This window comes from Flavobacterium gelidicaeli, assembly GCF_013294005.1.
Taxonomy (GTDB): Bacteria; Bacteroidota; Bacteroidia; order Flavobacteriales; family Flavobacteriaceae; genus Flavobacterium.
Window position 1 is genome coordinate 58,927 of sequence record NZ_JABSNK010000004.1, and the last position, 20,788, is coordinate 79,714.

A 20,788-nucleotide genomic window follows, 5' to 3' on the forward strand; every position below is an offset into this window, starting at 1 on the left:
TAATTAATAATTAATATTTATGTCTGGGTTAATTGGTAGAAAAATCGGCATGACTAGCATTTTTGATGAAAACGGGAAAAACATTCCTTGTACAGTAATCGAAGCTGGTCCTTGTGTTGTTACCCAAGTCAGAACCAAAGGTGTTGACGGGTACGAAGCGTTGCAACTGGGTTTCGATGACAAAAACGAGAAACATTCCACTAAAGCGGCTTTAGGTCACTTTAAAAAAGCGGGAACTGTAGCTAAGAAAAAAGTCGTTGAATTCCAAAATTTTGCAACAGAACAAAAATTAGGGGATCTTATTGATGTCTCTATGTTTGTAGAAGGAGAATTTGTAGATGTACAAGGTGTATCTAAAGGTAAAGGTTTTCAAGGGGTTGTTAAACGTCACGGTTTTGGTGGTGTTGGTCAAGCAACTCATGGTCAACATAACCGTTTAAGAGCGCCAGGTTCTGTAGGAGCTTCTTCATATCCATCTAGAGTATTCAAAGGAATGCGTATGGCTGGACGTATGGGAGGAGAAAATGTAAACATTCAAAACCTTAGAGTTTTAAAAGTAGTTACTGAAAAGAACCTACTTGTGATCAAAGGATGTGTTCCTGGTCATAATAACTCTTATGTAATCATTCACAAGTAATGGAAGTAAAAGTAGTAGATTTCAACGGAAAAGATACTGGGAGAAAAGTTCAACTTTCTGATTCAGTATTCGCAATTGAACCAAATAATCACGCTGTATACCTTGATGTTAAGCAATACTTAGCTAATCAAAGACAAGGAACGCACAAGGCTAAAGAAAGAGCTGAAGTTGCGGGAAGTACACGTAAGATTAAAAAGCAAAAAGGAACAGGTACTGCTCGTGCGGGAAGTATTAAAAATCCATTGTTTAAAGGTGGGGGAACGGTTTTTGGACCTAGGCCAAGAAGTTATTCATTTAAATTGAATAAAAACTTGAAGCGTTTAGCAAGAAAATCTGCTTTCTCAATGAAAGCAAAAGAGTCAAATATTATTGTTCTTGAAGACTTTAGTTTTGATGCTCCAAACACTAAAAATTTCATTAATGTTTTGAAGGCTTTAGAGTTAGAGAATAAAAAATCGCTGTTTGTGTTGGGTAATACGAATAAAAACGTATATTTGTCGTCACGCAATTTAAAAGCGGCTAGTGTTGTAAGTAGCTTAGAATTAAGCACTTATGCTATATTAAACGCTAATAATTTAGTACTTTTAGAGAGTTCTTTGGAAGTAATTGAAGAAAATTTAAGTAAATAATAGGATATGAGTATCATAATTAAACCTATAGTAACAGAAAAAGTAACCAAAGAAAGTGAAGTTTTAAACCGCTTCGGATTCGTTGTTAACAAAAAAGCAAATAAAGTTGAGATTAAGAAAGCTGTTGAAGCTGCTTATGGTGTAACTATTTTGAGTGTTAACACGATGAACGTAAGACCGGATAGAACTACAAAATACACTAAAAGTGGTTTAATTACTGGAAAAACAAATGCAATTAAGAAAGCAATTGTTCAAGTAAAAGAAGGAGAAACAATTGATTTTTACAACAATATCTAAGATAGAAAAATGTCAGTAAGAAAATTAAAACCTATTACCCCAGGTCAGCGATTTAGAGTTGTGAATGGTTATGACGCCATTACAACTGATAAGCCGGAACGCTCTTTGATAGCGCCGATAAAAAACTCTGGAGGTAGAAATAGTCAAGGAAAGATGACCATGCGTTATACGGGTGGTGGTCACAAGCAGAGATATCGTATTATTGATTTCAAACGTACTAAGGAAGGAATTCCTGCTACTGTGAAATCAATAGAATATGATCCAAATCGTACTGCGTTTATCGCTTTGTTAGCTTATGCTGATGGTGAGAAAACTTATATTATTGCTCAAAATGGATTGAAGGTTGGTCAGAAATTAGTTTCAGGACCAGAATCTCAGCCAGAAATTGGTAATACGTTACCATTGAGTAAAATTCCATTAGGAACTGTAATCTCTTGTATTGAGTTACGTCCAGGTCAGGGGGCTGTTATTGCTCGTTCTGCTGGTACATTTGCTCAGTTAATGGCAAGAGATGGGAAATATGCTACTATTAAAATGCCTTCTGGTGAAACAAGATTAATCTTGTTGACATGTTCGGCTACAATTGGAGCGGTTTCTAATTCTGATCATCAATTAGTTGTATCTGGAAAAGCAGGTAGAACAAGATGGTTAGGTAGAAGACCTAGAACAAGACCTGTTGCAATGAACCCTGTCGATCACCCAATGGGTGGTGGTGAAGGACGTTCTTCTGGTGGACATCCACGTTCAAGAAATGGAATACCAGCAAAAGGTTATAGAACTCGTTCTAAGAAAAACCCGAGTAACAAGTATATCGTAGAACGTAGAAAGAAATAATAAGATATGGCACGTTCATTAAAAAAAGGACCTTTCGTTCATTATAAGTTAGACAAGAAAGTTCAAGAAAACATAGCAGGTGGGAATAAAGGAGTTGTAAAGACATGGTCTAGAGCTTCTATGATTACTCCAGACTTTGTTGGTCAGACTATCGCAGTTCATAACGGTCGTCAATTTGTACCGGTTTATGTAACTGAAAACATGGTAGGTCACAAATTAGGAGAATTTTCACCAACTAGATCTTTTAGAGGTCATGCTGGAGCAAAAAATAAAGGTAAAAAATAAGAAGCAATGGGAGTTCGTAAAAGAGAAACAGCAGATGCGAGAAAAGAGGCTAATAAGTCTATTGCTTTCGCGAAATTGAATAACTGCCCTACTTCACCTAGAAAAATGCGCTTAGTAGCGGACTTGGTAAGAGGTCAGAAGGTAGAAAGAGCACTTAACATCTTAAGATTTAGTTCTAAAGAAGCTTCAAGAAAATTAGAGAAATTGGTTTTATCTGTTATTGCCAATTGGCAAGCAAAAAACCCTGATGCTAATATGGAAGAAGCAGGTTTATTTGTTAAGGAGATCAGAGTAGATGGTGGAATGATGTTGAAAAGACTTCGTCCGGCTCCACAAGGTCGTGCACACAGAATTAGAAAACGTTCTAATCACGTAACAATCGTGCTTGGATCTATTAATAACACACAAGCAATTTAATACAAGATGGGACAAAAGACAAATCCAATTGGAAATAGACTTGGTATCATCAGAGGATGGGACTCAAACTGGTATGGTGGAAATGATTATGGTGATAAACTTGCCGAAGATCATAAAATCAGAAAGTATATCCATGCTCGTTTATCAAAAGCTAGTGTATCAAAAGTAATCATCGAGAGAACTTTGAAACTTGTAACCGTTACTATCACTACAGCTAGACCTGGTATCATTATTGGGAAAGGTGGGCAAGAGGTAGACAAGTTAAAAGAAGAACTTAAGAAAATTACTGACAAAGAGGTTCAAATCAACATCTTTGAAATTAAAAGACCTGAACTTGATGCTTATTTAGTTGCAACAAGTATCTGCCGTCAAATCGAAAGCAGAATTTCTTACAGACGTGCAATCAAAATGGCTATTGCTGCTTCTATGCGTATGAACGCTGAAGGTATCAAAGTTTTGATTTCTGGTCGTTTGAATGGTGCTGAGATGGCTCGTTCAGAAGGTTTCAAAGAAGGAAGAGTTCCTTTATCAACTTTCAGAGCTGATATTGATTATGCACTTGCTGAGGCGCATACTACTTATGGTAGAATGGGTATCAAAGTGTGGATCATGAAAGGTGAAGTTTACGGAAAGAGAGATCTTTCTCCACTTGCTGGAATGGACAAGAAACAATCTGGTGGAAAAGGTGGTGATTCTCCTCGTGGAAAATCTAACTTTAACAAAGGTGGTAAACCAGACGCTCGTAAAAGAAAGTAATTTTTAAATTAAAGAAAAATGTTACAGCCTAAAAGAACAAAATACCGTAAGGTACAAAAAGGTAAAATGAAAGGGAACTCTGGAAGAGGGCATGAACTTTCTAATGGAATGTTTGGTATTAAATCTGTACATGAAAATGGAATGTTTCTAACTTCTCGTCAAATTGAAGCTGCGCGTATCGCTGCAACTCGTTTTATGAAAAGAGAGGGGCAATTATGGATCAAAATATTTCCAGACAAACCAATTACTAAGAAGCCTCTTGAGGTACGTATGGGTAAAGGTAAAGGTGCAGTTGAGTATTGGGCTGCCGTTGTTAAACCCGGAAGAATTATGTTTGAAGTTGGAGGAGTTCCTTTGTCAGTTGCAAAAGAGGCGTTACGTCTTGCAGCTCAAAAGCTTCCAGTAAAAACTAAATTCGTTGTTGCTAGAGATTTCGAAGCATAATCTATATTATATTATGAAACAATCAGAAATAAAAGATCTTTCTGCAGCGGAGTTGCAAGAAAAACTTAGTCAAACTAAGAAGGCATATGCCGATCTAAAAATGGCTCACGCTATTTCTCCAATTGAGAATCCACTTCAAATTAGAGGTGTAAGAAGAACAGTTGCAAGATTAGCTACAGAACTTACAAAAAGAGAGTTACAATAATTGTAATCTGCTGAAAGATGGAAGAAAAAAGAAATTTAAGAAAAGAGAGAATTGGTGTTGTAACTTCAGACAAAATGGATAAATCTATTGTTGTTGCAGAAGTTCGTAAAGTAAAACACCCATTATACGGTAAGTTCGTGTTGAAAACAAAGAAATATGTTGCACACGACGAAACAAACGACTGTAATATTGGAGATACTGTAAGAATTAGCGAAACGCGTCCTTTAAGTAAATCTAAATGTTGGAGATTAGTTGAAATCCTAGAAAGAGCTAAATAATTATGGTACAACAAGAATCAAGACTAAAAGTAGCAGATAACACTGGAGCAAAGGAAGTTTTAACTATCCGTGTTTTAGGAGGTACCAAAAGAAGGTATGCCTCTGTTGGTGACAAGATTGTAGTTTCTATCAAAGATACAACTCCTAACGGAAGCGTTAAAAAAGGAGCTGTTTCAACTGCAGTTGTTGTACGTACCAGAAAAGAAGTGAGAAGAGCCGATGGTTCTTATATCCGTTTCGATGACAATGCATGTGTTCTTTTGAACGCTGCAGGTGAAATGAGAGGAACTCGTGTTTTTGGACCCGTAGCAAGAGAACTTCGTGAAAAACAATTCATGAAAATTGTATCATTAGCACCAGAAGTGCTTTAATTCGTTTTAAGATGATAAAGCTAAAAATAAAAACAGGTGACATTGTAAGAGTAATTGCTGGAGACCATAAAGGTTCTGAAGGTAAAGTATTACGTGTTGACCGTGAGAAAAACAAAGCTATCGTAGAAGGTGTAAACATGGTTTCTAAACATACGAAACCAAGTGCAAAAAGCCCTCAAGGTGGTATTGTGAAAAAAGAAGCTTCTATTCAAATATCTAATGTCTCTCTAATTGATCCTAAAACTAAGGAAGCAACTAGAACAGGAGTTAGAGTTGAAGGAGATAAGAAAGTAAGATTTTCAAAAAAATCTAATCAAGTACTATAGTAATGGCGTATACACCTAGATTGAAAGAAGAATATAAGAGTAGAGTTATCTCTGCTCTTAAAGAAGAGTACGGATATGTAAACGTAATGCAAGTTCCAAAATTGGAAAAAATCGTTTTAAGCCGTGGAGTTGGAGCAGCAGTTTCTGATAAAAAATTAATCGACTATGCAGTTGATGAATTGACTAAAATTACTGGACAAAAAGCAGTATCTACTATCTCAAAGAAAGACGTTGCGTCATTCAAATTAAGAAAAGGGATGCCAATTGGAGCAAAAGTTACTTTACGTGGAGAGAGAATGTATGAGTTTTTAGATAGACTTATTACTTCTGCTTTACCGCGTGTAAGGGATTTTAGTGGGATTAAAGCTACAGGTTTTGATGGAAGAGGAAACTATAACCTTGGTGTTTTAGAACAGATCATTTTTCCAGAAATTGATATTGATAAAGTAAACAAAATTTCAGGTATGGATATTACTTTTGTTACTACTGCTCAGACAGATAAGGAAGCAAAGTCATTGTTAACTGAACTAGGATTACCTTTTAAAAAGAATTAAGATATGGCTAAAGAATCAATGAAAGCCCGTGAGGTTAAGAGAGAAAAAACGGTAGCAAAGTATGCTGAGAAAAGAAAAGCTTTGTTAGAAGCTGGAGATTTCGTAGGTTTGCAAAAGTTACCGAAAAATGCTTCGCCAGTTCGTTTACATAATAGATGTAAATTAACAGGTAGACCAAGAGGGTATATGCGTCAATTTGGTGTTTCACGTGTTACATTTCGTGAAATGGCTAATAATGGATTGATACCAGGCGTGAAAAAAGCTAGTTGGTAAAAAATTGAATTTTAATTGGTTAAAGGTTCTTTAGAAGGTCTAAAGAAAACCATAATCGCAAATTTATACATATGTATACAGATCCTATTGCAGATTATTTAACAAGGGTTAGAAACGCTGTGGCTGCAAACCACAAAGTTGTCGAAATTCCTGCATCTAATCTAAAAAAAGAAATAACTAAGATCTTATTTGATCAAGGTTATATCTTAAGTTACAAATTTGAAGACAACGCTGTTCAGGGTTCAATCAAAATTGCTTTGAAGTATGATAAAGATACTAAGGAGTCAGTAATTAAAGATATCCAAAGAATTAGTAAACCAGGTTTACGTAAATATTCAAGTTCTTCTTCTATTCCAAGAATCCTTAATGGATTAGGAATTGCTATCGTTTCTACGTCAAAAGGTTTGATGACTGGAAAGAAAGCAAAACAACTTAATGTTGGTGGAGAGGTAATTTGTTACGTATACTAATAAAAAGACTATAAGATGTCAAGAATAGGTAAAAGCCCAATTGTAATCCCTGCTGGCGTAACTGTAGAAGTTAAAGACGGTATTATTACAGTAAAAGGAAAAAACGGTCAACTAACTCAGGAGTTCTCGGACGTTACTGTAACAGTTGAAGGTGATCAAGTCCAAGTTGATAGATCATCTGATCATAAAGACCAAAGAGCAAAACATGGTTTATATAGATCATTAATCAATAACATGATTTTAGGTGTTACTGATGGTTTTACAAAATCTTTAGAATTGGTAGGTGTTGGTTATAGAGCTTCAAATCAAGGTCAAAAACTAGATTTAGCTCTTGGATATTCTCATAATATTGTTTTAGATATTGCTCCTGAAGTAACTCTTGAAACAATATCTGAAAAAGGAAAAAACCCAATAGTAAAGTTAACATCAATTGATAAACAACTTTTAGGTCAAGTAGCGGCAAAGATTAGAGGTTTCCGTAAGCCTGAGCCGTATAAAGGAAAAGGTGTTAAGTTTGTGGGTGAAGTATTAAGAAGAAAAGCAGGTAAATCAGCTTAAAAAATAAGAGATTATGTCATTAACAAAACCTGAAAGAAGACAGAGAATTAGATTCAGAATTAGAAAAACGATTAGTGGTACTACTACAAATCCAAGACTATCTGTTTTTAGAAGTAACAAAGAAATATACGCGCAACTTATTGATGACGTAAATGGAGTTACTTTATTAGCTGCTTCTTCAAGAGAAAAAGAAATAGGAAAAGGTACGAACGTAGAGGTTGCTACTGCAGTTGGGAAACTAGTTGCAGAAAAAGCATTAAAAGCTGGGATAGAAGTGGTGACATTCGATAGAGGAGGTTACTTGTATCATGGGCGTATTAAATCATTAGCAGAAGGCGCGAGAGCGGCTGGACTTAAATTCTAATATATTATGTCTAATAAATACAAGAATGTAGAGTTAGTAAAACCAACTGGTCTTGAATTAAAAGATCGTTTGGTGAGTGTTAATCGTGTTACTAAGGTTACAAAAGGAGGTAGAGCTTTTGGTTTTTCTGCTATTGTAGTTGTAGGTGATGAAAATGGTGTTGTAGGACATGGATTAGGAAAATCTAAAGATGTTTCTGAAGCAATTGCGAAAGCAGTAGAAGATGCTAAGAAAAATTTAGTAAAAATTCCTTTAAATGGACAATCAGTTCCACACGAACAAAAAGGTAAATTTGGTGGTGCACGTGTATTTTTAATTCCTGCCTCTCATGGTACAGGAGTTATTGCTGGTGGAGCTGTTCGTTCAGTTCTTGAATCAGTAGGTATTCACGATGTATTATCTAAATCACAAGGATCTTCAAATCCTCACAACGTAGTTAAAGCAACTTTTGATGCTTTATTACAAATGAGAAGCGCTTACAGTGTTGCAAAACAAAGAGGGGTTTCTTTAGAAAAAGTTTTTAAAGGTTAATTCAAGGAAATTATGGCTAAATTATTAGTAAAACAAGTTAGAAGTAAAATCAACTGTCCGCTTGATCAAAAAAGAGGATTAGAGGCTTTAGGTCTACGTAAAATGGGTCAAGTTGTAGAACATGACTCAAACCCTGCAATCCTTGGGATGATAAACAAAGTTAAACACTTAGTTTCTGTAGAGGAAGCTAAATAACAAATACTGTTATGAATTTAAGTAACTTACAACCAGCTGAAGGGTCAACGCACAATCAAAATAAAAGATTAGGTAGAGGAGAAGGTTCTGGAAAAGGTGGTACTTCTGCAAGAGGTCACAAAGGAGCAAAATCTCGTTCTGGTTATTCTAAAAAGATTGGTTTTGAGGGAGGGCAAATGCCACTTCAAAGACGTGTGCCTAAGTTTGGTTTCACAAACATCAACCGTAAAGATTACGAAGGTGTTAATCTAGATACAATCCAGTTATTAGTAGATAATGGAATCGTAACTGATTCTATCGATATGACAACCTATGTTGCAAATCGTTTAGCTACTAAAAATGAAATTGTTAAGATTTTAGGAAGAGGAGAATTGAAAGCAAAATTAAAAGTAACCGCTCACAAATTTACTGCTACTGCAAAAGCTGCTATTGAAGCTGCTGGTGGAGAAGCTGTGACAATATAATTTTTCAATTTATGAAGAAATTTATTGAATCAATAAGCAATGTTTGGAAAATCGAGGAACTAAAAAACAGAATCCTAATTACATTAGGTCTGCTTTTAGTTTATCGTTTTGGAGCACATGTTACGCTGCCGGGAATCGATGCAACACAATTAACAAGTTTAGCTGGCCAAACCAAAAGTGGTATTGGATCTATTTTAGATATGTTTACTGGTGGTGCATTCTCTAAAGCGTCTGTTTTTGCTCTAGGAATTATGCCTTACATCTCGGCATCTATTGTAGTTCAGTTAATGGGAATTGCTATTCCTTATTTACAAAAATTACAAAGTGACGGTGAAAGTGGTAGAAAAAAGATTAATCAGATAACACGTTGGTTGACGATAGGGATTACTCTACTTCAAGGCCCAACTTACATCTATAATCTATATAGAACTTTACCTAGTAGTGCATTTTTATTAGGGTTTAATTCTTTTGAATTCTTATTTTCTTCAGTAGTTATCTTAGTTACAGGTACGATTTTTGCCATGTGGTTAGGAGAAAAAATAACTGACAAAGGAATTGGAAATGGTATATCACTTTTAATTATGGTCGGTATACTTGCAAGATTTCCTCAAGCATTTATACAAGAATTTACAACTAGAGTTACAAATAACAATGGAGGACCAATGTTATTGGTTATTGAAATTATTATCTGGCTTTTAGTTATTGTTGCCTGTGTTTTATTAACTATGGCAATTAGAAAAATACCAGTTCAGTATGCACGTCGTACTACATCAGGTGATTATGAGCAAGATTTAATGGGTGGTAATAGACAATGGATTCCTTTAAAGCTTAATGCTTCTGGAGTTATGCCTATTATTTTTGCTCAAGCAATTATGTTTATACCTGCTGCAGTTGCTGGGTTATCAAAATCAGATGCATCACAATCAATTGCTGGTGCTTTTAGTAATATGTTCGGTTTTTGGTATAATTTACTGTTTGCAACATTAATTGTTGTATTTACATTCTTTTATACTGCGATTACTGTTCCTACTAATAAGATGTCAGATGATCTAAAGAGAAGTGGTGGTTTTATTCCAGGTGTTAGACCAGGAGTTGAAACTTCAGAATTTTTAGATAAAGTGATGTCATTGATAACTTTCCCAGGATCTTTATTTCTTGCTTTAATAGCTGTGTTCCCAGCGATTGTTGTAAGTGTTATGGATGTTCAACAATCTTGGGCAATGTTTTTTGGGGGTACCTCATTAATCATCATGGTTGGTGTTGCAATTGATACAATTCAACAAATCAATTCATATTTGTTAAACAAACATTATGACGGTTTAATGAAAAGTGGAAAAAATAGAAAAGCAGTAGCTTAATTTTATGGCAAAACAATCAGCAATAGAACAAGACGGATCGATCATTGAAGCATTATCAAATGCTATGTTCCGTGTAGAATTAGAGAACGGACATATTGTAATTGCTCATATTTCTGGAAAAATGCGTATGCATTACATCAAATTATTACCTGGTGATAAAGTGAAATTAGAAATGAGCCCTTACGATTTGTCAAAAGCAAGAATTACTTATAGATATTAAAGGATATTCACTATGAAAGTTAGAGCATCAGTAAAAAAGAGAAGTCCCGAGTGCAAAATTGTGCGTAGAAAAGGGAGATTGTACGTTATAAACAAAAAGAATCCTAGATTTAAACAAAGACAAGGATAATTATGGCAAGAATAGCAGGGGTAGATATCCCAAAAAATAAGAGAGGTGTTATAGCACTTACCTACATCTTCGGATTAGGAAAAAGTAGAGCTATTGAGATTTTAGAAAAAGCTCAAGTAAGCCAAGACAAAAAAGTTCAAGATTGGAATGATGACGAAATCGGAGCAATTCGTGAAGTAGTTGGTTCATTTAAAATTGAAGGAGAATTACGTTCTGAAGTTTCTTTAAACATCAAACGTTTAATGGATATTGGTTGTTATAGAGGTATTCGTCATAGAACTGGTCTTCCTTTAAGAGGGCAAAGAACTAAGAATAACTCTAGAACTAGAAAAGGTAAAAGAAAAACTGTTGCGAACAAGAAAAAAGCAACTAAATAATAAGTAATATGGCTAAAGCAACTGCAAAAAAACGTAAAGTTATCGTTGAATCAACGGGAGAAGCTCATATTTCTGCTACCTTCAATAACATCATCATTTCTTTGACAAACAAAAAAGGTGAAGTTATTTCTTGGTCTTCAGCTGGTAAAATGGGTTTTAGAGGTTCTAAAAAGAACACTCCATACGCGGCTCAAATGGCAGCAGAAGATTGTAGTAAAGTAGCTCTTGAAGCAGGACTTAAAAAAGTGAAAGTTTATGTTAAAGGACCAGGTAACGGACGTGAGTCTGCTATTCGATCTTTACATAACGGTGGAATTGAAGTTACAGAGATTATCGATGTTACTCCAATGCCTCACAATGGATGTCGTCCTCCAAAAAGACGTAGAGTTTAATAATATATTTAAGTATAACTAGGTAGAATATACGATTATCGAAGGATATGACCTGAATTCATAATCTCTACCTTAATTTAATTTTTTAGAAATGGCAAGATATACTGGTCCAAAAACTAGAATTGCTCGTAAATTTGGCGAAGCAATATTCGGAGATGACAAAGCATTCGAAAGAAGAAGCTACCCACCTGGACAACACGGGATGGCCAAAAAAAGAGGTAAAAAATCTGAATATGCAATCCAGTTAATGGAAAAGCAAAAAGCTAAATATTCTTATGGAATTTTAGAAAAACAATTCAGAGGTTTATTTAAAAAAGCATCAGCTACTAAAGGAGTTACTGGTGAAGTTCTTTTACAATTATGTGAAGCTAGATTAGATAACGTAGTATTCAGAATGGGTATTGCTCCATCTCGTAGAGGTGCTAGACAATTAGTTTCTCACAGACACATCACTGTAAACGGTGATGTTGTAAATATAGCTTCTTACCACCTTAAACCTGGTGATAAAGTTGCTGTTCGTGAAAAGTCTAAATCTTTAGAAGCAATCGAACGTTCTTTATCTAATTCAAGTCATGTTTATGAATGGATTACTTGGAATAATGACGTTAAAGAAGGTACTTTTGTTTCTGTACCTGCTAGACTTCAAATTCCAGAAAACATTAAAGAACAATTAATCGTAGAGTTGTACAACAAATAATAATTGACTTAGTCGAAATTTATGGCAATATTTAATTTTCAGAAGCCCGATAAAGTTATCATGATTGATTCAACTGATTTTGAAGGAAAGTTTGAATTCAGACCTTTAGAACCAGGATACGGATTAACCGTTGGTAATGCACTTAGAAGAGTTTTGCTTTCAGCATTAGAAGGTTATGCAATTACATCTGTTCGCATAGAAGGTGTAGATCATGAGTTTTCTACTATTTCAGGAGTTGTTGAAGACGTTACCGAAATTATTCTTAATCTTAAACAGGTACGTTTTAAACGTCAAATTGAAGATATAGATAATGAAGCAGTTACTATTTCTGTTTCTGGTAAAGATCAATTAACAGCTGGTGATTTTCAAAAATTTATCTCAGGTTTCCAAGTTTTGAATCCAGAACTAGTAATTTGTAATTTAGATAGTAAAATCAAACTGAATTTCGATTTAACAATCGAAAAAGGTAGAGGATATGTTCCTGCTGAAGAGAACAAAAAACAGAATGCTGCAATTGGAACCATTTTTACAGATTCTATTTTTACTCCGGTAAAAAATGTAAAATATGCAATAGAAAACTTCCGTGTAGAGCAAAAAACAGATTATGAAAAATTAGTTTTTGAAATTAAAACTGATGGTTCTATTAATCCAAAAGATGCCCTTACTGAAGCTGCTAAAGTTTTAATTCACCACTTCATGTTGTTCTCTGATGAAAGAATTACACTTGAGGCTGATGAAATTGCACAAACAGAATCGTATGATGAAGAATCATTACATATGAGACAATTGCTTAAAACTAAGCTTGTTGATATGGATTTATCTGTTAGAGCATTAAATTGTTTGAAAGCGGCTGAAGTTGATACACTTGGAGATTTAGTATCTTTCAATAAAAATGACCTAATGAAATTCCGTAATTTTGGTAAAAAATCTTTAACTGAACTAGATGAACTAGTTGCTGTTAAGAATTTAACCTTCGGTATGGACTTAGCGAAATACAAATTAGATAAAGAATAAATTACTTCATATTTTGATCTCCAAAGCGGATAGTATCAAGATGAAAGTATAAAAATACACGTCATGAGACACGGAAAAAAATTCAATCACTTAAGCAGACAGACAGCACATAGAAAATCTATGTTAGCTAATATGGCTTGTTCTCTTATTGAGCACAAACGTATTAATACTACTGTTGCTAAAGCAAAAGCGCTTAAACAATTTGTTGAGCCTTTAATAACAAAATCAAAATCAGATACGACTCACAATCGTCGTATTGTTTTTGCTTATTTACGTAGCAAATATGCCGTAACTGATTTATTCAGAGACGTAGCTGCTAAAGTAGGAGACCGTCCAGGTGGATACACTCGTATCATTAAAGTTGGAAATCGTTTGGGAGATAATGCTGATATGGCAATGATCGAACTTGTAGATTTCAATGAACTTTATAATGGAGGTAAAAAAGAAGTTAAAAAAGCTAAAAGCCGTCGTGGTGGAAAAGCTAAAAAAGGTGATGAAGCTACTGAAGCTCCAGCTCCTGAAACTGAAACATCTACTGACGCTGCTGAATAGTTATGAAAATAATCATTCAATAAAAATTAAGGATAAGCTATTTATAGTTTATCCTTTTTTTTTGGAATGCAAATATTGTTTATCTAATAATTATTTTTTTAATTGTTCGTCTGGTTTTCTCATTTGATACTCAGCATAATTATAGCAATAACCTTTTTGTTTTATAATAAATTTTAAAAGTTTGCTTCCATTATATTAAAAAATTAAATTTGCACTATATTTAACTACACATGAAATATACAACACGACAAAGCGCTGTCCTTTTATTAAGCGATGGTACAATTTTTCACGGAAAATCAATTGGAATTAGCGGAACTACTTTTGGTGAAGTTTGTTTTAATACTGGGATGACAGGGTATCAAGAAATTTTTACTGATCCATCTTATTTTGGGCAAATTATGGTTACTACTAATCCTCATATTGGGAATTATGGTGTCAACGACAATGAAGTCGAATCAGACGGGATTAAAATTGCTGGTTTAGTTTGCAAAAACTTTAGCTTTAATTATTCTCGCGAAGATGCTTCTGGTAGTCTAGAAGATTATTTTCAAAAAGAAAACTTAATTTGTATTTCAGATGTTGATACACGTGCTTTAGTTAGCTACATTAGAGATAATGGAGCGATGAATGCTGTTATTTGTACAGATGGAACTGCTGTTGAGGATTTGAAAATAGCATTACAAAATGTGCCTGACATGAAAGGTTTGGAATTGGCTTCTAAAGTTTCTACTAAAGAACCTTATTTTTATGGTGATGAAAACGCGAAGTATAAAGTGTCTGCTTTAGATCTTGGGATTAAAACAAACATATTACGTAATCTGGCTAAAAGAGATTGCTATATAAAGGTTTTTCCTTTCGATTCTTCTTTTGAAGAAATGGCTGCTTTTAATCCTAATGGTTATTTCTTGTCTAATGGTCCTGGAGATCCAGAACCACTTTCTAATGCTATAGAGGTTGCAAAGAGTATAATAAAGTCTGATATTCCTTTATTTGGTATTTGTTTAGGGCATCAAGTTATAGGTTTAGCTAATGGTGTTTCTACTTATAAAATGTTTAATGGCCACCGTGGTATAAATCATCCCGTTAAGAATTTAATTTCTGGTAAGGGAGAAATAACTTCTCAAAATCATGGTTTTGCTGTAAATAAAGAGGAATTAGAGCGTAATAATGATTTAGAGATAACTCATGTGCATTTAAATGACGGAACAGTTGCCGGAATGAGAATGAAGAATAAAAAATGTTTTTCGGTGCAATACCATCCTGAAGCGAGTCCTGGACCTCACGATTCTTCGTATCTTTTTGATGAGTTTATTGAGAGTTTGAAAGGTTAATAATTTTAAAAAAGGATAATATTAAGTCTGAATATTATCCTTTTTTTTATACTGTTGATATTAAATCGTGGCTATATACTAACGTTATGTTTTTCTATATTAAAAATATAAGATAAAAAAATCTTTGTATTTTTATCTTTATCGTTTTTATTTTGTTTTTTAAAAAAATTATAACGTTTTCGTTAATAACATTCACTTTTTTTCATAAAATCATTAGAAAAGATAGAATATATTTGTAATATAAAATTTAAAAATAAAGTAGTATGAGTATTATTATTAAAATTCACGCAAGACAAATTTTCGATTCAAGAGGAAACCCTACTATCGAAGTAGATGTAATTACTGATAATGGCGTTTTAGGAAGAGCTGCTGTTCCTTCTGGGGCATCAACTGGTGAGCATGAAGCAGTAGAGTTACGTGATGGTGGAAAAGCTTACTTAGGAAAAGGAGTTTTGAATGCAGTGAAAAATGTTAATACAATCATTGCTGATGAGTTATTAGGCACTTCGGTTTTTGAACAAAACTTGATTGATCAAACTATGATTAATCTTGACGGTACGCCTAATAAATCTAATTTAGGAGCGAATGCAATTTTAGGTGTTTCTCTTGCTGTTGCAAAAGCGGCTGCAAATGAATTAGGATTGCCTTTGTATAGATATGTAGGTGGGGTTTCGGCGAATACTTTGCCGGTACCAATGATGAATATTATAAATGGTGGATCACACTCTGATGCGCCTATCGCATTTCAAGAGTTTATGATTTTTCCTGTAAAAGCAACTTCTTTTACTCATGCTATGCAAATGGGGACAGAGATTTTTCATAGTTTGAAAAAAGTATTACACGATAGAGGATTAAGTACAGCTGTAGGTGATGAAGGTGGTTTTGCACCAAATTTACCTGGAGGTACTGAAGACGCTTTGGATACAATCAAAAAAGCAGTTGAAAATGCAGGTTACACTTTTGGAGATGAAATTATGATTGCCTTAGATTGTGCTGCTGCGGAATTTTATGTAAACGGTAAATATGATTATTCTAAATTTGAAGGAGAAACTGGAAAAATTAGATCATCAGCAGAGCAAGTTGATTATTTAGCTGAATTAGCGGCTAAATATCCTATTATCTCAATCGAAGATGGTATGGATGAAAATGACTGGGATGGTTGGAAGTTATTAACCGAAAAAATTGGAGATAAAGTTCAGTTAGTAGGTGATGACTTATTTGTAACTAACGTAGCGCGTTTGTCTAGAGGAATTGAAGAAGGAATTGCAAATTCAATTTTGATTAAAGTAAACCAAATTGGAACTTTAACGGAAACAATTGCAGCGGTAAATATGGCTAAGAATGCAGGTTATACTTCTGTGATGTCACACCGTTCAGGGGAGACTGAGGATAATACAATTGCTGATTTAGCAGTAGCTTTAAACTGTGGTCAAATAAAAACAGGTTCAGCATCTCGTTCTGATCGTATGGCTAAATACAATCAATTACTTAGAATCGAAGAAGAATTAGGTGACACGGCTTATTTTCCTGGAAAAAAAGCATTTAAGATTAATTAATTTAAGAAATAGTCTCTTAAAAAGCCATTCACTCAACACGGATGGCTTTTTTTGTAAAATTTAACAATATCATTGTGTTTTTCTCTTTTTAATTAATGTTATTATCCTTAGATTTGGTAAATTATTAAATATAAAGATTTATTTCCAAAATATTATGTCAAAAACAGCTATATTAGAAATTGATGGTAAGAAATTTGAGTTTCCGATGGTTAAAGGAAGCGAAAATGAAGAAGCTATCGATATAAACAAATTAAGAGATTTAACTGGTGTTATCACTTTAGATCCAGGGTATAAGAATTCAGGTTCTTGTACAAGTAAAATTACTTTCCTTGATGGAGAACTTGGGATTTTACGTTACAGAGGGTATTCTATTGAAGATTTAGCTGAAAAAGCAGACTTCTTAGAAGTTTCTTATTTATTGATTTTTGGAGACCTTCCTACTGCTTCACAGTTAGAGCAGTTTGAAGAAGATATCAGAAAACATACACTGGTTAATGAAGAAATGAAAAACATCATTGATGGTTTTCCTAGAACAGCACACCCAATGGGAGTTTTAGCTGCTTTAACAAGTGCATTAACTGCATTTAATCCTAAGTCTGTTAATGTAGATAATGAAAAAGAAATGTACCACGCTGTTTGTAAAACAATGGGTAAATTTTTAGTTATCGCTACTTGGACTTATAGAAAAAGTATGGGATATCCTTTAAATTATTATGATAATACTAAAGGGTATGTTGAAAATTTCATGCGATTAATGTTTGAATTGCCTACTCAGCCTTACAAACCAAACCCAATTGTAATTGATGCACTAGATAAGTTATTTATTCTTCATGCTGATCATGAGCAAAACTGTTCTACTTCTACGGTAAGAATGGTTGGTTCTTCTCACGCAGGATTATTCGCTTCAATTTCTGCAGGAGTTTCGGCATTATGGGGACCTCTTCACGGTGGTGCTAATCAAGCGGTACTTGAAATGTTAGAGGAAATCAATAAAAATGGTGGGGATACTGATGCTTATTTGGCTAAAGCCAAAGATAAAAATGATCCATTCCGTTTAATGGGATTTGGTCATAGAGTATATAAAAACTTTGATCCACGTGCAAGAATTATAAAAAAAGCAGCAAAAGAGGTTTTAGAAACTTTAGGAGTTGAAGATCCAATTCTTGAAATTGCTAAAAAATTAGAAGCAGCTGCTTTAGAAGATGAATACTTCAAATCAAGAAACTTATATCCTAATGTTGATTTCTATTCAGGAATTATATATAGAGCATTAGGAGTACCTACTGATATGTTTACAGTAATGTTTGCTATTGGACGTTTACCAGGTTGGATCGCACAATGGAAAGAAATGCGTGAAAACAAAGAGCCTATAGGAAGGCCAAGACAGGTTTACACAGGTTCTACCTTAAGAGAATTCAAAAAAGGAGAAAAATAAAATAATCTGCTTAAAAGCCTCACTAAATAGTGAGGCTTTTTTTTTACCTTTGTCCAAATTAATAACGCTATATGTTAGAATTAAAAGTAAATAACGAAACGTCAAAGCTACAAGCAGTAGTATTAGGTAGTGCCAATAATAATGGGCCTACACCTTCTGTAGAGGAAGCGTATGATCCAAAATCATTAGAACATATATTGGCAGGAACTTATCCAGTAGAGCAAGATATGATTGAAGAAATGGATGCTTTTTATACTGTTTTAAAAAAATACAATGTAACTGTTTTTAGACCAGAGTTAATAGAAAATTACAATCAGATTTTTTCTCGTGATATTGGTTTTGTTATTGATGATGTTTTTGTTAAAGCAAACATTTTGCCTGAAAGAGAAAGAGAGTTAGACGCTATTCAATATGTTATTGATAAAATTGATCCAAAAAAAGTAGTGCGTCCGCCGGAAGAAGTACATATTGAAGGTGGTGATGTGATGCTTTGGAACGATTATATTTTTATTGGTACTTACAAGGGGAGTGATTATAAAGATTATATGACTGCTCGTACTAATAAAGAAGGAGTTCAATTTATAAAAGAGTTGTTCCCTAACAAAATAGTGAAAGAATTTGATTTAGTAAAATCAAAGTTAGAAGCGAGAGACAACGCTTTGCATTTAGATTGTTGTTTTCAACCTGTAGGGAAAGACAAGGGAATTATTTATAAAAGTGGTTTTAGAGAAGAGGCAGACTATTTGTACTTGGTGAATCTCTTTGGAAAGGAAAATTTATTCCACATTACAAGAGACGAAATGTACACGATGAATTCGAATGTTTTTTCGATAGATTCAAATGTTGTTGTATCTGAACGAAATTTTACTAGATTGAATAATTGGTTGCGTTCTAATGATTTTATCGTCGAAGAGATTCCTTACGCAGAAATTTCAAAACAAGAAGGATTATTGCGCTGTTCTACTTTGCCTTTAATTAGAGGTTAATTGTTCGATTTGCTAAATAGAATGCTATAAAAAAAATATAAAATGAAACAAACTACTAATTCAATTTTGATGATTCGTCCAGTGGCGTTTCGTATGAATGAACAAACAGCAGTGAATAATTATTATCAAAAAGTTCTTGACGGACTTTTGCCTGCTACGGTTAATGCTAAAGCACAACAAGAATTTGACGATTTTGCAAATAAATTAAGAGCAGTAGGTGTTGATGTAACTGTTGTTGATGATACTTTAAACCCAGATACACCAGATAGTATTTTTCCTAATAACTGGGTTTCTTTCCATGAAAATGGGGATGTTGCACTTTACCCTATGTTTGCTGAGAACCGTCGTGTTGAACGTCGTGAAGAAATCTTAGATGAATTAGAGGAAAAAGGATTTAAGATCGATACTATTGTAGACTATACTTCTGCTGAAGAAGATGGTTTTTTCTTAGAAGGTACGGGTAGTTTGTTATTAGATAGAGCAAATGAAAAAGCCTATTGTGCTTTGTCGCCAAGAGCTGACGAAGAGTTGTTTATTGAATTCTGTGAAGATTTTGATTATGCACCAGTAGTATTCGAAGCTTTTCAAACAGTTGATGGGGAACGTAAACTTATTTACCACACTAATGTAATGATGTGTTTAGGGGAGACTTTTGCTGTAATTTGTGCAGAATGTATCGATGATAAGAAAGAGCGTAAAATGGTTCTTGATAATTTAAAAGATGACGGAAAAGAAGTTATTTTAATCACTGAAGCTCAAGTAAATAATTTTGCTGGGAACATGTTAGAAGTTCGTGGGGCAGCTGATAAAAGATATTTAGTGATGAGTGCTGCGGCGCATACAAGTTTGACTGCTAAGCAAATTGAGCAATTAGAAAAACATGCTACAATCCTTAGTTCTAGTTTAGATACTATTGAAGCATGTGGGGGCGGAAGTGCTCGTTGCATGATGGCAGAGATATTTTTGCCAAAAGCATAATAGTACCTAAAACTATTTCAATATAGTCTAGCCTAATTTTTATCACTTCGAGCGCATTAGAGATACGCGAGTGGTTCTCGACTCTGCTCGAATTATCAATTGGGATTTTTTATGATTAGTATTGTTATAGCTTAACTTTTACATAAAAAAAACACCTTCAGTATTTGGAGGTGTTTTTTTAGTTTGTTATTTCATGAAATTCGTTTGTACAATTGTTATAATTGAGCTGATGATGTATTGTATCCCAATTGCAATAACTATAAAACCTACAATTCGGGAAATAGCTACAATTCCTGAAGCCCCAAGGATTTTGGCTAAATAATGAGCACTTCGTAAAGTGATAAAAATAGCAATTGCAACAGCAAGTATCGCTAGAATACATATTATAATGTCAGATAGGGTGTTGTGTTCATGATAGAAAGCAATCAATAATGAAATTGATCCTGGTCCAGCGAGCATGGGGATTGCGAGTGGAGTTAAGGCAATGTCGTTTCTTCTTTGTGCGTCGTTTTCAACTTTTTTATTAACCCCTCTTTTTTTGTTGAAATTTCCTGTAAGCAATGAAAACCCTGACGTGGCAATAATAATTCCTCCTGCAATTCGAAGCGCTTCTATGCTAATTCCGAAAAAAGTCAACACATATTCTCCAAAGAAAAACGAAATAATCAATATTATAAAGACATTAATAGCTGTCCATAATGAAATTCTGGAACGCTCGCTTTTACTGTCGTCCATTGTTAAGCCAACAAAAATAGGCACGGTTCCAATAGGATTTAAGACGGAAAATAAAGCAGCAAATAGGTAAATAAAAAGTTCCATGTTTTTTTGGCGAAATTAGTTTGTTAGTGTTGTTGCGTGTGCTTTCAATAGATTAA

34 protein-coding genes are annotated in these 20,788 nt (G+C 34.1%); 33 read left to right on the forward strand and 1 reads right to left on the reverse strand.

The window, feature by feature from the left end; translation table 11 throughout:
* The first annotated feature begins 19 nt into the window (after positions 1-19).
* The 33 genes from rplC to ctlX all read left to right on the forward strand — a co-directional run bounded on the left by rplC (position 20) and on the right by ctlX (position 19,913).
* The gene (gene rplC, locus HNP99_RS06895) at positions 20-637 is read left to right on the forward strand and encodes a 50S ribosomal protein L3 (RefSeq protein WP_026707017.1); all 618 of its coding nucleotides are present in this window, start codon (positions 20-22) and stop codon (positions 635-637) included.
* The gene (rplD, locus tag HNP99_RS06900; RefSeq protein WP_173852648.1) at positions 637-1,266 is read left to right on the forward strand and encodes a 50S ribosomal protein L4; all 630 of its coding nucleotides are present in this window, start codon (positions 637-639) and stop codon (positions 1,264-1,266) included. The genes rplC and rplD overlap by 1 nt, the downstream gene beginning before the upstream one ends.
* Before the next feature lie 6 nt (positions 1,267-1,272).
* Complete coding sequence (rplW, locus tag HNP99_RS06905) at positions 1,273-1,563, forward strand: 50S ribosomal protein L23 (RefSeq protein ID WP_026707015.1); 291 nt, start codon at positions 1,273-1,275, stop codon at positions 1,561-1,563.
* Positions 1,564-1,572: 9 nt separating this feature from the next.
* A complete protein-coding gene (gene rplB / locus HNP99_RS06910; protein WP_026707014.1) occupies positions 1,573-2,397 on the forward strand; it encodes a 50S ribosomal protein L2 in 825 nt (274 codons plus the stop codon).
* 6 nt (positions 2,398-2,403) lie between these two features.
* The gene (rpsS, locus tag HNP99_RS06915) at positions 2,404-2,682 is read left to right on the forward strand and encodes a 30S ribosomal protein S19 (RefSeq protein ID WP_007136562.1); all 279 of its coding nucleotides are present in this window, start codon (positions 2,404-2,406) and stop codon (positions 2,680-2,682) included.
* 6 nt (positions 2,683-2,688) lie between these two features.
* Positions 2,689-3,099: a 50S ribosomal protein L22 gene (rplV, locus tag HNP99_RS06920; protein ID WP_173852650.1), complete on the forward strand. Its 411-nt coding sequence runs from the start codon at positions 2,689-2,691 to the stop codon at positions 3,097-3,099.
* Positions 3,100-3,105: 6 nt separating this feature from the next.
* Positions 3,106-3,855 carry a 30S ribosomal protein S3 gene (gene rpsC, locus HNP99_RS06925; RefSeq protein ID WP_026707012.1) on the forward strand — a complete coding sequence of 250 codons (750 nt, stop codon included), beginning with the start codon at positions 3,106-3,108 and terminating at the stop codon, positions 3,853-3,855.
* An 18-nt stretch (positions 3,856-3,873) separates the two neighbouring features.
* Complete coding sequence (gene rplP / locus HNP99_RS06930) at positions 3,874-4,299, forward strand: 50S ribosomal protein L16 (protein ID WP_173852652.1); 426 nt, start codon at positions 3,874-3,876, stop codon at positions 4,297-4,299.
* A gap of 13 nt (positions 4,300-4,312) precedes the next feature.
* Positions 4,313-4,504, forward strand: coding sequence for a 50S ribosomal protein L29 (gene rpmC / locus HNP99_RS06935; RefSeq protein WP_026707011.1), 192 nt, complete (start codon positions 4,313-4,315; stop codon positions 4,502-4,504).
* 17 nt (positions 4,505-4,521) lie between these two features.
* Complete coding sequence (gene rpsQ, locus HNP99_RS06940) at positions 4,522-4,782, forward strand: 30S ribosomal protein S17 (protein WP_072945395.1); 261 nt, start codon at positions 4,522-4,524, stop codon at positions 4,780-4,782.
* 2 nt (positions 4,783-4,784) lie between these two features.
* Positions 4,785-5,153, forward strand: coding sequence for a 50S ribosomal protein L14 (gene rplN, locus HNP99_RS06945; protein WP_007136556.1), 369 nt, complete (start codon positions 4,785-4,787; stop codon positions 5,151-5,153).
* Between the two features lie 11 nt (positions 5,154-5,164).
* Positions 5,165-5,479 (forward strand): 50S ribosomal protein L24, encoded by a 315-nt coding sequence (gene rplX / locus HNP99_RS06950; RefSeq protein WP_173852654.1) that lies wholly within the window; start codon positions 5,165-5,167, stop codon positions 5,477-5,479.
* A gap of 2 nt (positions 5,480-5,481) precedes the next feature.
* The gene (gene rplE / locus HNP99_RS06955) at positions 5,482-6,033 is read left to right on the forward strand and encodes a 50S ribosomal protein L5 (RefSeq protein ID WP_173852655.1); all 552 of its coding nucleotides are present in this window, start codon (positions 5,482-5,484) and stop codon (positions 6,031-6,033) included.
* 3 nt (positions 6,034-6,036) lie between these two features.
* The gene (gene rpsN / locus HNP99_RS06960; RefSeq protein WP_126745308.1) at positions 6,037-6,306 is read left to right on the forward strand and encodes a 30S ribosomal protein S14; all 270 of its coding nucleotides are present in this window, start codon (positions 6,037-6,039) and stop codon (positions 6,304-6,306) included.
* A 71-nt stretch (positions 6,307-6,377) separates the two neighbouring features.
* On the forward strand, positions 6,378-6,776 hold the full coding sequence (gene rpsH / locus HNP99_RS06965) for a 30S ribosomal protein S8 (protein WP_026707006.1): 399 nt from the start codon (positions 6,378-6,380) through the stop codon (positions 6,774-6,776).
* A gap of 15 nt (positions 6,777-6,791) precedes the next feature.
* Complete coding sequence (gene rplF, locus HNP99_RS06970) at positions 6,792-7,334, forward strand: 50S ribosomal protein L6 (RefSeq protein ID WP_173852657.1); 543 nt, start codon at positions 6,792-6,794, stop codon at positions 7,332-7,334.
* A gap of 13 nt (positions 7,335-7,347) precedes the next feature.
* Positions 7,348-7,698, forward strand: a complete 351-nt coding sequence (gene rplR / locus HNP99_RS06975; RefSeq protein ID WP_173852659.1) for a 50S ribosomal protein L18 — start codon at positions 7,348-7,350, stop codon at positions 7,696-7,698.
* Between the two features lie 6 nt (positions 7,699-7,704).
* The gene (gene rpsE / locus HNP99_RS06980; RefSeq protein WP_026707003.1) at positions 7,705-8,229 is read left to right on the forward strand and encodes a 30S ribosomal protein S5; all 525 of its coding nucleotides are present in this window, start codon (positions 7,705-7,707) and stop codon (positions 8,227-8,229) included.
* Between the two features lie 12 nt (positions 8,230-8,241).
* Positions 8,242-8,424: a 50S ribosomal protein L30 gene (gene rpmD / locus HNP99_RS06985; protein WP_026707002.1), complete on the forward strand. Its 183-nt coding sequence runs from the start codon at positions 8,242-8,244 to the stop codon at positions 8,422-8,424.
* Between the two features lie 11 nt (positions 8,425-8,435).
* Positions 8,436-8,888 (forward strand): 50S ribosomal protein L15, encoded by a 453-nt coding sequence (rplO, locus tag HNP99_RS06990; protein WP_173852660.1) that lies wholly within the window; start codon positions 8,436-8,438, stop codon positions 8,886-8,888.
* An 11-nt stretch (positions 8,889-8,899) separates the two neighbouring features.
* Positions 8,900-10,246: a preprotein translocase subunit SecY gene (secY, locus tag HNP99_RS06995; protein WP_173852662.1), complete on the forward strand. Its 1,347-nt coding sequence runs from the start codon at positions 8,900-8,902 to the stop codon at positions 10,244-10,246.
* A gap of 4 nt (positions 10,247-10,250) precedes the next feature.
* Positions 10,251-10,466, forward strand: a complete 216-nt coding sequence (gene infA, locus HNP99_RS07000; RefSeq protein WP_007136545.1) for a translation initiation factor IF-1 — start codon at positions 10,251-10,253, stop codon at positions 10,464-10,466.
* A 12-nt stretch (positions 10,467-10,478) separates the two neighbouring features.
* Positions 10,479-10,595: a type B 50S ribosomal protein L36 gene (gene ykgO, locus HNP99_RS07005; protein ID WP_008992256.1), complete on the forward strand. Its 117-nt coding sequence runs from the start codon at positions 10,479-10,481 to the stop codon at positions 10,593-10,595.
* Between the two features lie 2 nt (positions 10,596-10,597).
* Complete coding sequence (gene rpsM, locus HNP99_RS07010) at positions 10,598-10,972, forward strand: 30S ribosomal protein S13 (protein WP_173852664.1); 375 nt, start codon at positions 10,598-10,600, stop codon at positions 10,970-10,972.
* 8 nt (positions 10,973-10,980) lie between these two features.
* Complete coding sequence (gene rpsK / locus HNP99_RS07015) at positions 10,981-11,364, forward strand: 30S ribosomal protein S11 (RefSeq protein WP_024981527.1); 384 nt, start codon at positions 10,981-10,983, stop codon at positions 11,362-11,364.
* A gap of 91 nt (positions 11,365-11,455) precedes the next feature.
* Positions 11,456-12,061: a 30S ribosomal protein S4 gene (gene rpsD / locus HNP99_RS07020; protein WP_066334062.1), complete on the forward strand. Its 606-nt coding sequence runs from the start codon at positions 11,456-11,458 to the stop codon at positions 12,059-12,061.
* 21 nt (positions 12,062-12,082) lie between these two features.
* Positions 12,083-13,075, forward strand: a complete 993-nt coding sequence (locus HNP99_RS07025) for a DNA-directed RNA polymerase subunit alpha (RefSeq protein WP_026706997.1) — start codon at positions 12,083-12,085, stop codon at positions 13,073-13,075.
* 63 nt (positions 13,076-13,138) lie between these two features.
* Complete coding sequence (gene rplQ, locus HNP99_RS07030) at positions 13,139-13,627, forward strand: 50S ribosomal protein L17 (protein ID WP_173852666.1); 489 nt, start codon at positions 13,139-13,141, stop codon at positions 13,625-13,627.
* A gap of 230 nt (positions 13,628-13,857) precedes the next feature.
* Entirely contained in the window at positions 13,858-14,958 is a 1,101-nt protein-coding gene (carA, locus tag HNP99_RS07035; RefSeq protein WP_173852668.1) for a glutamine-hydrolyzing carbamoyl-phosphate synthase small subunit, read from the forward strand.
* A 263-nt stretch (positions 14,959-15,221) separates the two neighbouring features.
* Complete coding sequence (gene eno / locus HNP99_RS07040; protein ID WP_173852670.1) at positions 15,222-16,514, forward strand: phosphopyruvate hydratase; 1,293 nt, start codon at positions 15,222-15,224, stop codon at positions 16,512-16,514.
* 154 nt (positions 16,515-16,668) lie between these two features.
* Positions 16,669-17,949, forward strand: a complete 1,281-nt coding sequence (locus HNP99_RS07045) for a citrate synthase (RefSeq protein WP_173852671.1) — start codon at positions 16,669-16,671, stop codon at positions 17,947-17,949.
* Positions 17,950-18,020: 71 nt separating this feature from the next.
* Positions 18,021-18,935, forward strand: a complete 915-nt coding sequence (locus HNP99_RS07050; RefSeq protein WP_173852673.1) for a dimethylarginine dimethylaminohydrolase family protein — start codon at positions 18,021-18,023, stop codon at positions 18,933-18,935.
* Between the two features lie 42 nt (positions 18,936-18,977).
* The gene (ctlX, locus tag HNP99_RS07055) at positions 18,978-19,913 is read left to right on the forward strand and encodes a citrulline utilization hydrolase CtlX (protein WP_173852675.1); all 936 of its coding nucleotides are present in this window, start codon (positions 18,978-18,980) and stop codon (positions 19,911-19,913) included.
* Between the two features lie 186 nt (positions 19,914-20,099).
* Here the strand turns inward: ctlX and HNP99_RS07060 are convergent, their stop codons facing one another.
* Complete coding sequence (locus HNP99_RS07060) at positions 20,100-20,732, reverse strand: MarC family NAAT transporter (RefSeq protein ID WP_173852677.1); 633 nt, start codon at positions 20,730-20,732, stop codon at positions 20,100-20,102.
* Between the last annotated feature and the right edge of the window lie 56 nt (positions 20,733-20,788).

Excerpts from the sequence above, each read along its gene's own strand:
- rplC (WP_026707017.1), top strand. The coding sequence starts at position 20 with ATGTCTGGGTTAATTGGTAGAAAAATCGGCATGACTAGCATTTTTGAT.
- rplD (WP_173852648.1), top strand. The coding sequence starts at position 637 with ATGGAAGTAAAAGTAGTAGATTTCAACGGAAAAGATACTGGGAGAAAA.
- rplW (WP_026707015.1), top strand. The coding sequence starts at position 1,273 with ATGAGTATCATAATTAAACCTATAGTAACAGAAAAAGTAACCAAAGAA.
- rplB (WP_026707014.1), top strand. The coding sequence starts at position 1,573 with ATGTCAGTAAGAAAATTAAAACCTATTACCCCAGGTCAGCGATTTAGA.
- rpsS (WP_007136562.1), top strand. The coding sequence starts at position 2,404 with ATGGCACGTTCATTAAAAAAAGGACCTTTCGTTCATTATAAGTTAGAC.
- rplV (WP_173852650.1), top strand. The coding sequence starts at position 2,689 with ATGGGAGTTCGTAAAAGAGAAACAGCAGATGCGAGAAAAGAGGCTAAT.
- rpsC (WP_026707012.1), top strand. The coding sequence starts at position 3,106 with ATGGGACAAAAGACAAATCCAATTGGAAATAGACTTGGTATCATCAGA.
- rplP (WP_173852652.1), top strand. The coding sequence starts at position 3,874 with ATGTTACAGCCTAAAAGAACAAAATACCGTAAGGTACAAAAAGGTAAA.
- rpmC (WP_026707011.1), top strand. The coding sequence starts at position 4,313 with ATGAAACAATCAGAAATAAAAGATCTTTCTGCAGCGGAGTTGCAAGAA.
- rpsQ (WP_072945395.1), top strand. The coding sequence starts at position 4,522 with ATGGAAGAAAAAAGAAATTTAAGAAAAGAGAGAATTGGTGTTGTAACT.
- rplN (WP_007136556.1), top strand. The coding sequence starts at position 4,785 with ATGGTACAACAAGAATCAAGACTAAAAGTAGCAGATAACACTGGAGCA.
- rplX (WP_173852654.1), top strand. The coding sequence starts at position 5,165 with ATGATAAAGCTAAAAATAAAAACAGGTGACATTGTAAGAGTAATTGCT.
- rplE (WP_173852655.1), top strand. The coding sequence starts at position 5,482 with ATGGCGTATACACCTAGATTGAAAGAAGAATATAAGAGTAGAGTTATC.
- rpsN (WP_126745308.1), top strand. The coding sequence starts at position 6,037 with ATGGCTAAAGAATCAATGAAAGCCCGTGAGGTTAAGAGAGAAAAAACG.
- rpsH (WP_026707006.1), top strand. The coding sequence starts at position 6,378 with ATGTATACAGATCCTATTGCAGATTATTTAACAAGGGTTAGAAACGCT.
- rplF (WP_173852657.1), top strand. The coding sequence starts at position 6,792 with ATGTCAAGAATAGGTAAAAGCCCAATTGTAATCCCTGCTGGCGTAACT.
- rplR (WP_173852659.1), top strand. The coding sequence starts at position 7,348 with ATGTCATTAACAAAACCTGAAAGAAGACAGAGAATTAGATTCAGAATT.
- rpsE (WP_026707003.1), top strand. The coding sequence starts at position 7,705 with ATGTCTAATAAATACAAGAATGTAGAGTTAGTAAAACCAACTGGTCTT.
- rpmD (WP_026707002.1), top strand. The coding sequence starts at position 8,242 with ATGGCTAAATTATTAGTAAAACAAGTTAGAAGTAAAATCAACTGTCCG.
- rplO (WP_173852660.1), top strand. The coding sequence starts at position 8,436 with ATGAATTTAAGTAACTTACAACCAGCTGAAGGGTCAACGCACAATCAA.
- secY (WP_173852662.1), top strand. The coding sequence starts at position 8,900 with ATGAAGAAATTTATTGAATCAATAAGCAATGTTTGGAAAATCGAGGAA.
- infA (WP_007136545.1), top strand. The coding sequence starts at position 10,251 with ATGGCAAAACAATCAGCAATAGAACAAGACGGATCGATCATTGAAGCA.
- ykgO (WP_008992256.1), top strand. The coding sequence starts at position 10,479 with ATGAAAGTTAGAGCATCAGTAAAAAAGAGAAGTCCCGAGTGCAAAATT.
- rpsM (WP_173852664.1), top strand. The coding sequence starts at position 10,598 with ATGGCAAGAATAGCAGGGGTAGATATCCCAAAAAATAAGAGAGGTGTT.
- rpsK (WP_024981527.1), top strand. The coding sequence starts at position 10,981 with ATGGCTAAAGCAACTGCAAAAAAACGTAAAGTTATCGTTGAATCAACG.
- rpsD (WP_066334062.1), top strand. The coding sequence starts at position 11,456 with ATGGCAAGATATACTGGTCCAAAAACTAGAATTGCTCGTAAATTTGGC.
- HNP99_RS07025 (WP_026706997.1), top strand. The coding sequence starts at position 12,083 with ATGGCAATATTTAATTTTCAGAAGCCCGATAAAGTTATCATGATTGAT.
- rplQ (WP_173852666.1), top strand. The coding sequence starts at position 13,139 with ATGAGACACGGAAAAAAATTCAATCACTTAAGCAGACAGACAGCACAT.
- carA (WP_173852668.1), top strand. The coding sequence starts at position 13,858 with ATGAAATATACAACACGACAAAGCGCTGTCCTTTTATTAAGCGATGGT.
- eno (WP_173852670.1), top strand. The coding sequence starts at position 15,222 with ATGAGTATTATTATTAAAATTCACGCAAGACAAATTTTCGATTCAAGA.
- HNP99_RS07045 (WP_173852671.1), top strand. The coding sequence starts at position 16,669 with ATGTCAAAAACAGCTATATTAGAAATTGATGGTAAGAAATTTGAGTTT.
- HNP99_RS07050 (WP_173852673.1), top strand. The coding sequence starts at position 18,021 with ATGTTAGAATTAAAAGTAAATAACGAAACGTCAAAGCTACAAGCAGTA.
- ctlX (WP_173852675.1), top strand. The coding sequence starts at position 18,978 with ATGAAACAAACTACTAATTCAATTTTGATGATTCGTCCAGTGGCGTTT.
- HNP99_RS07060 (WP_173852677.1), bottom strand. The coding sequence starts at position 20,732 with ATGGAACTTTTTATTTACCTATTTGCTGCTTTATTTTCCGTCTTAAAT.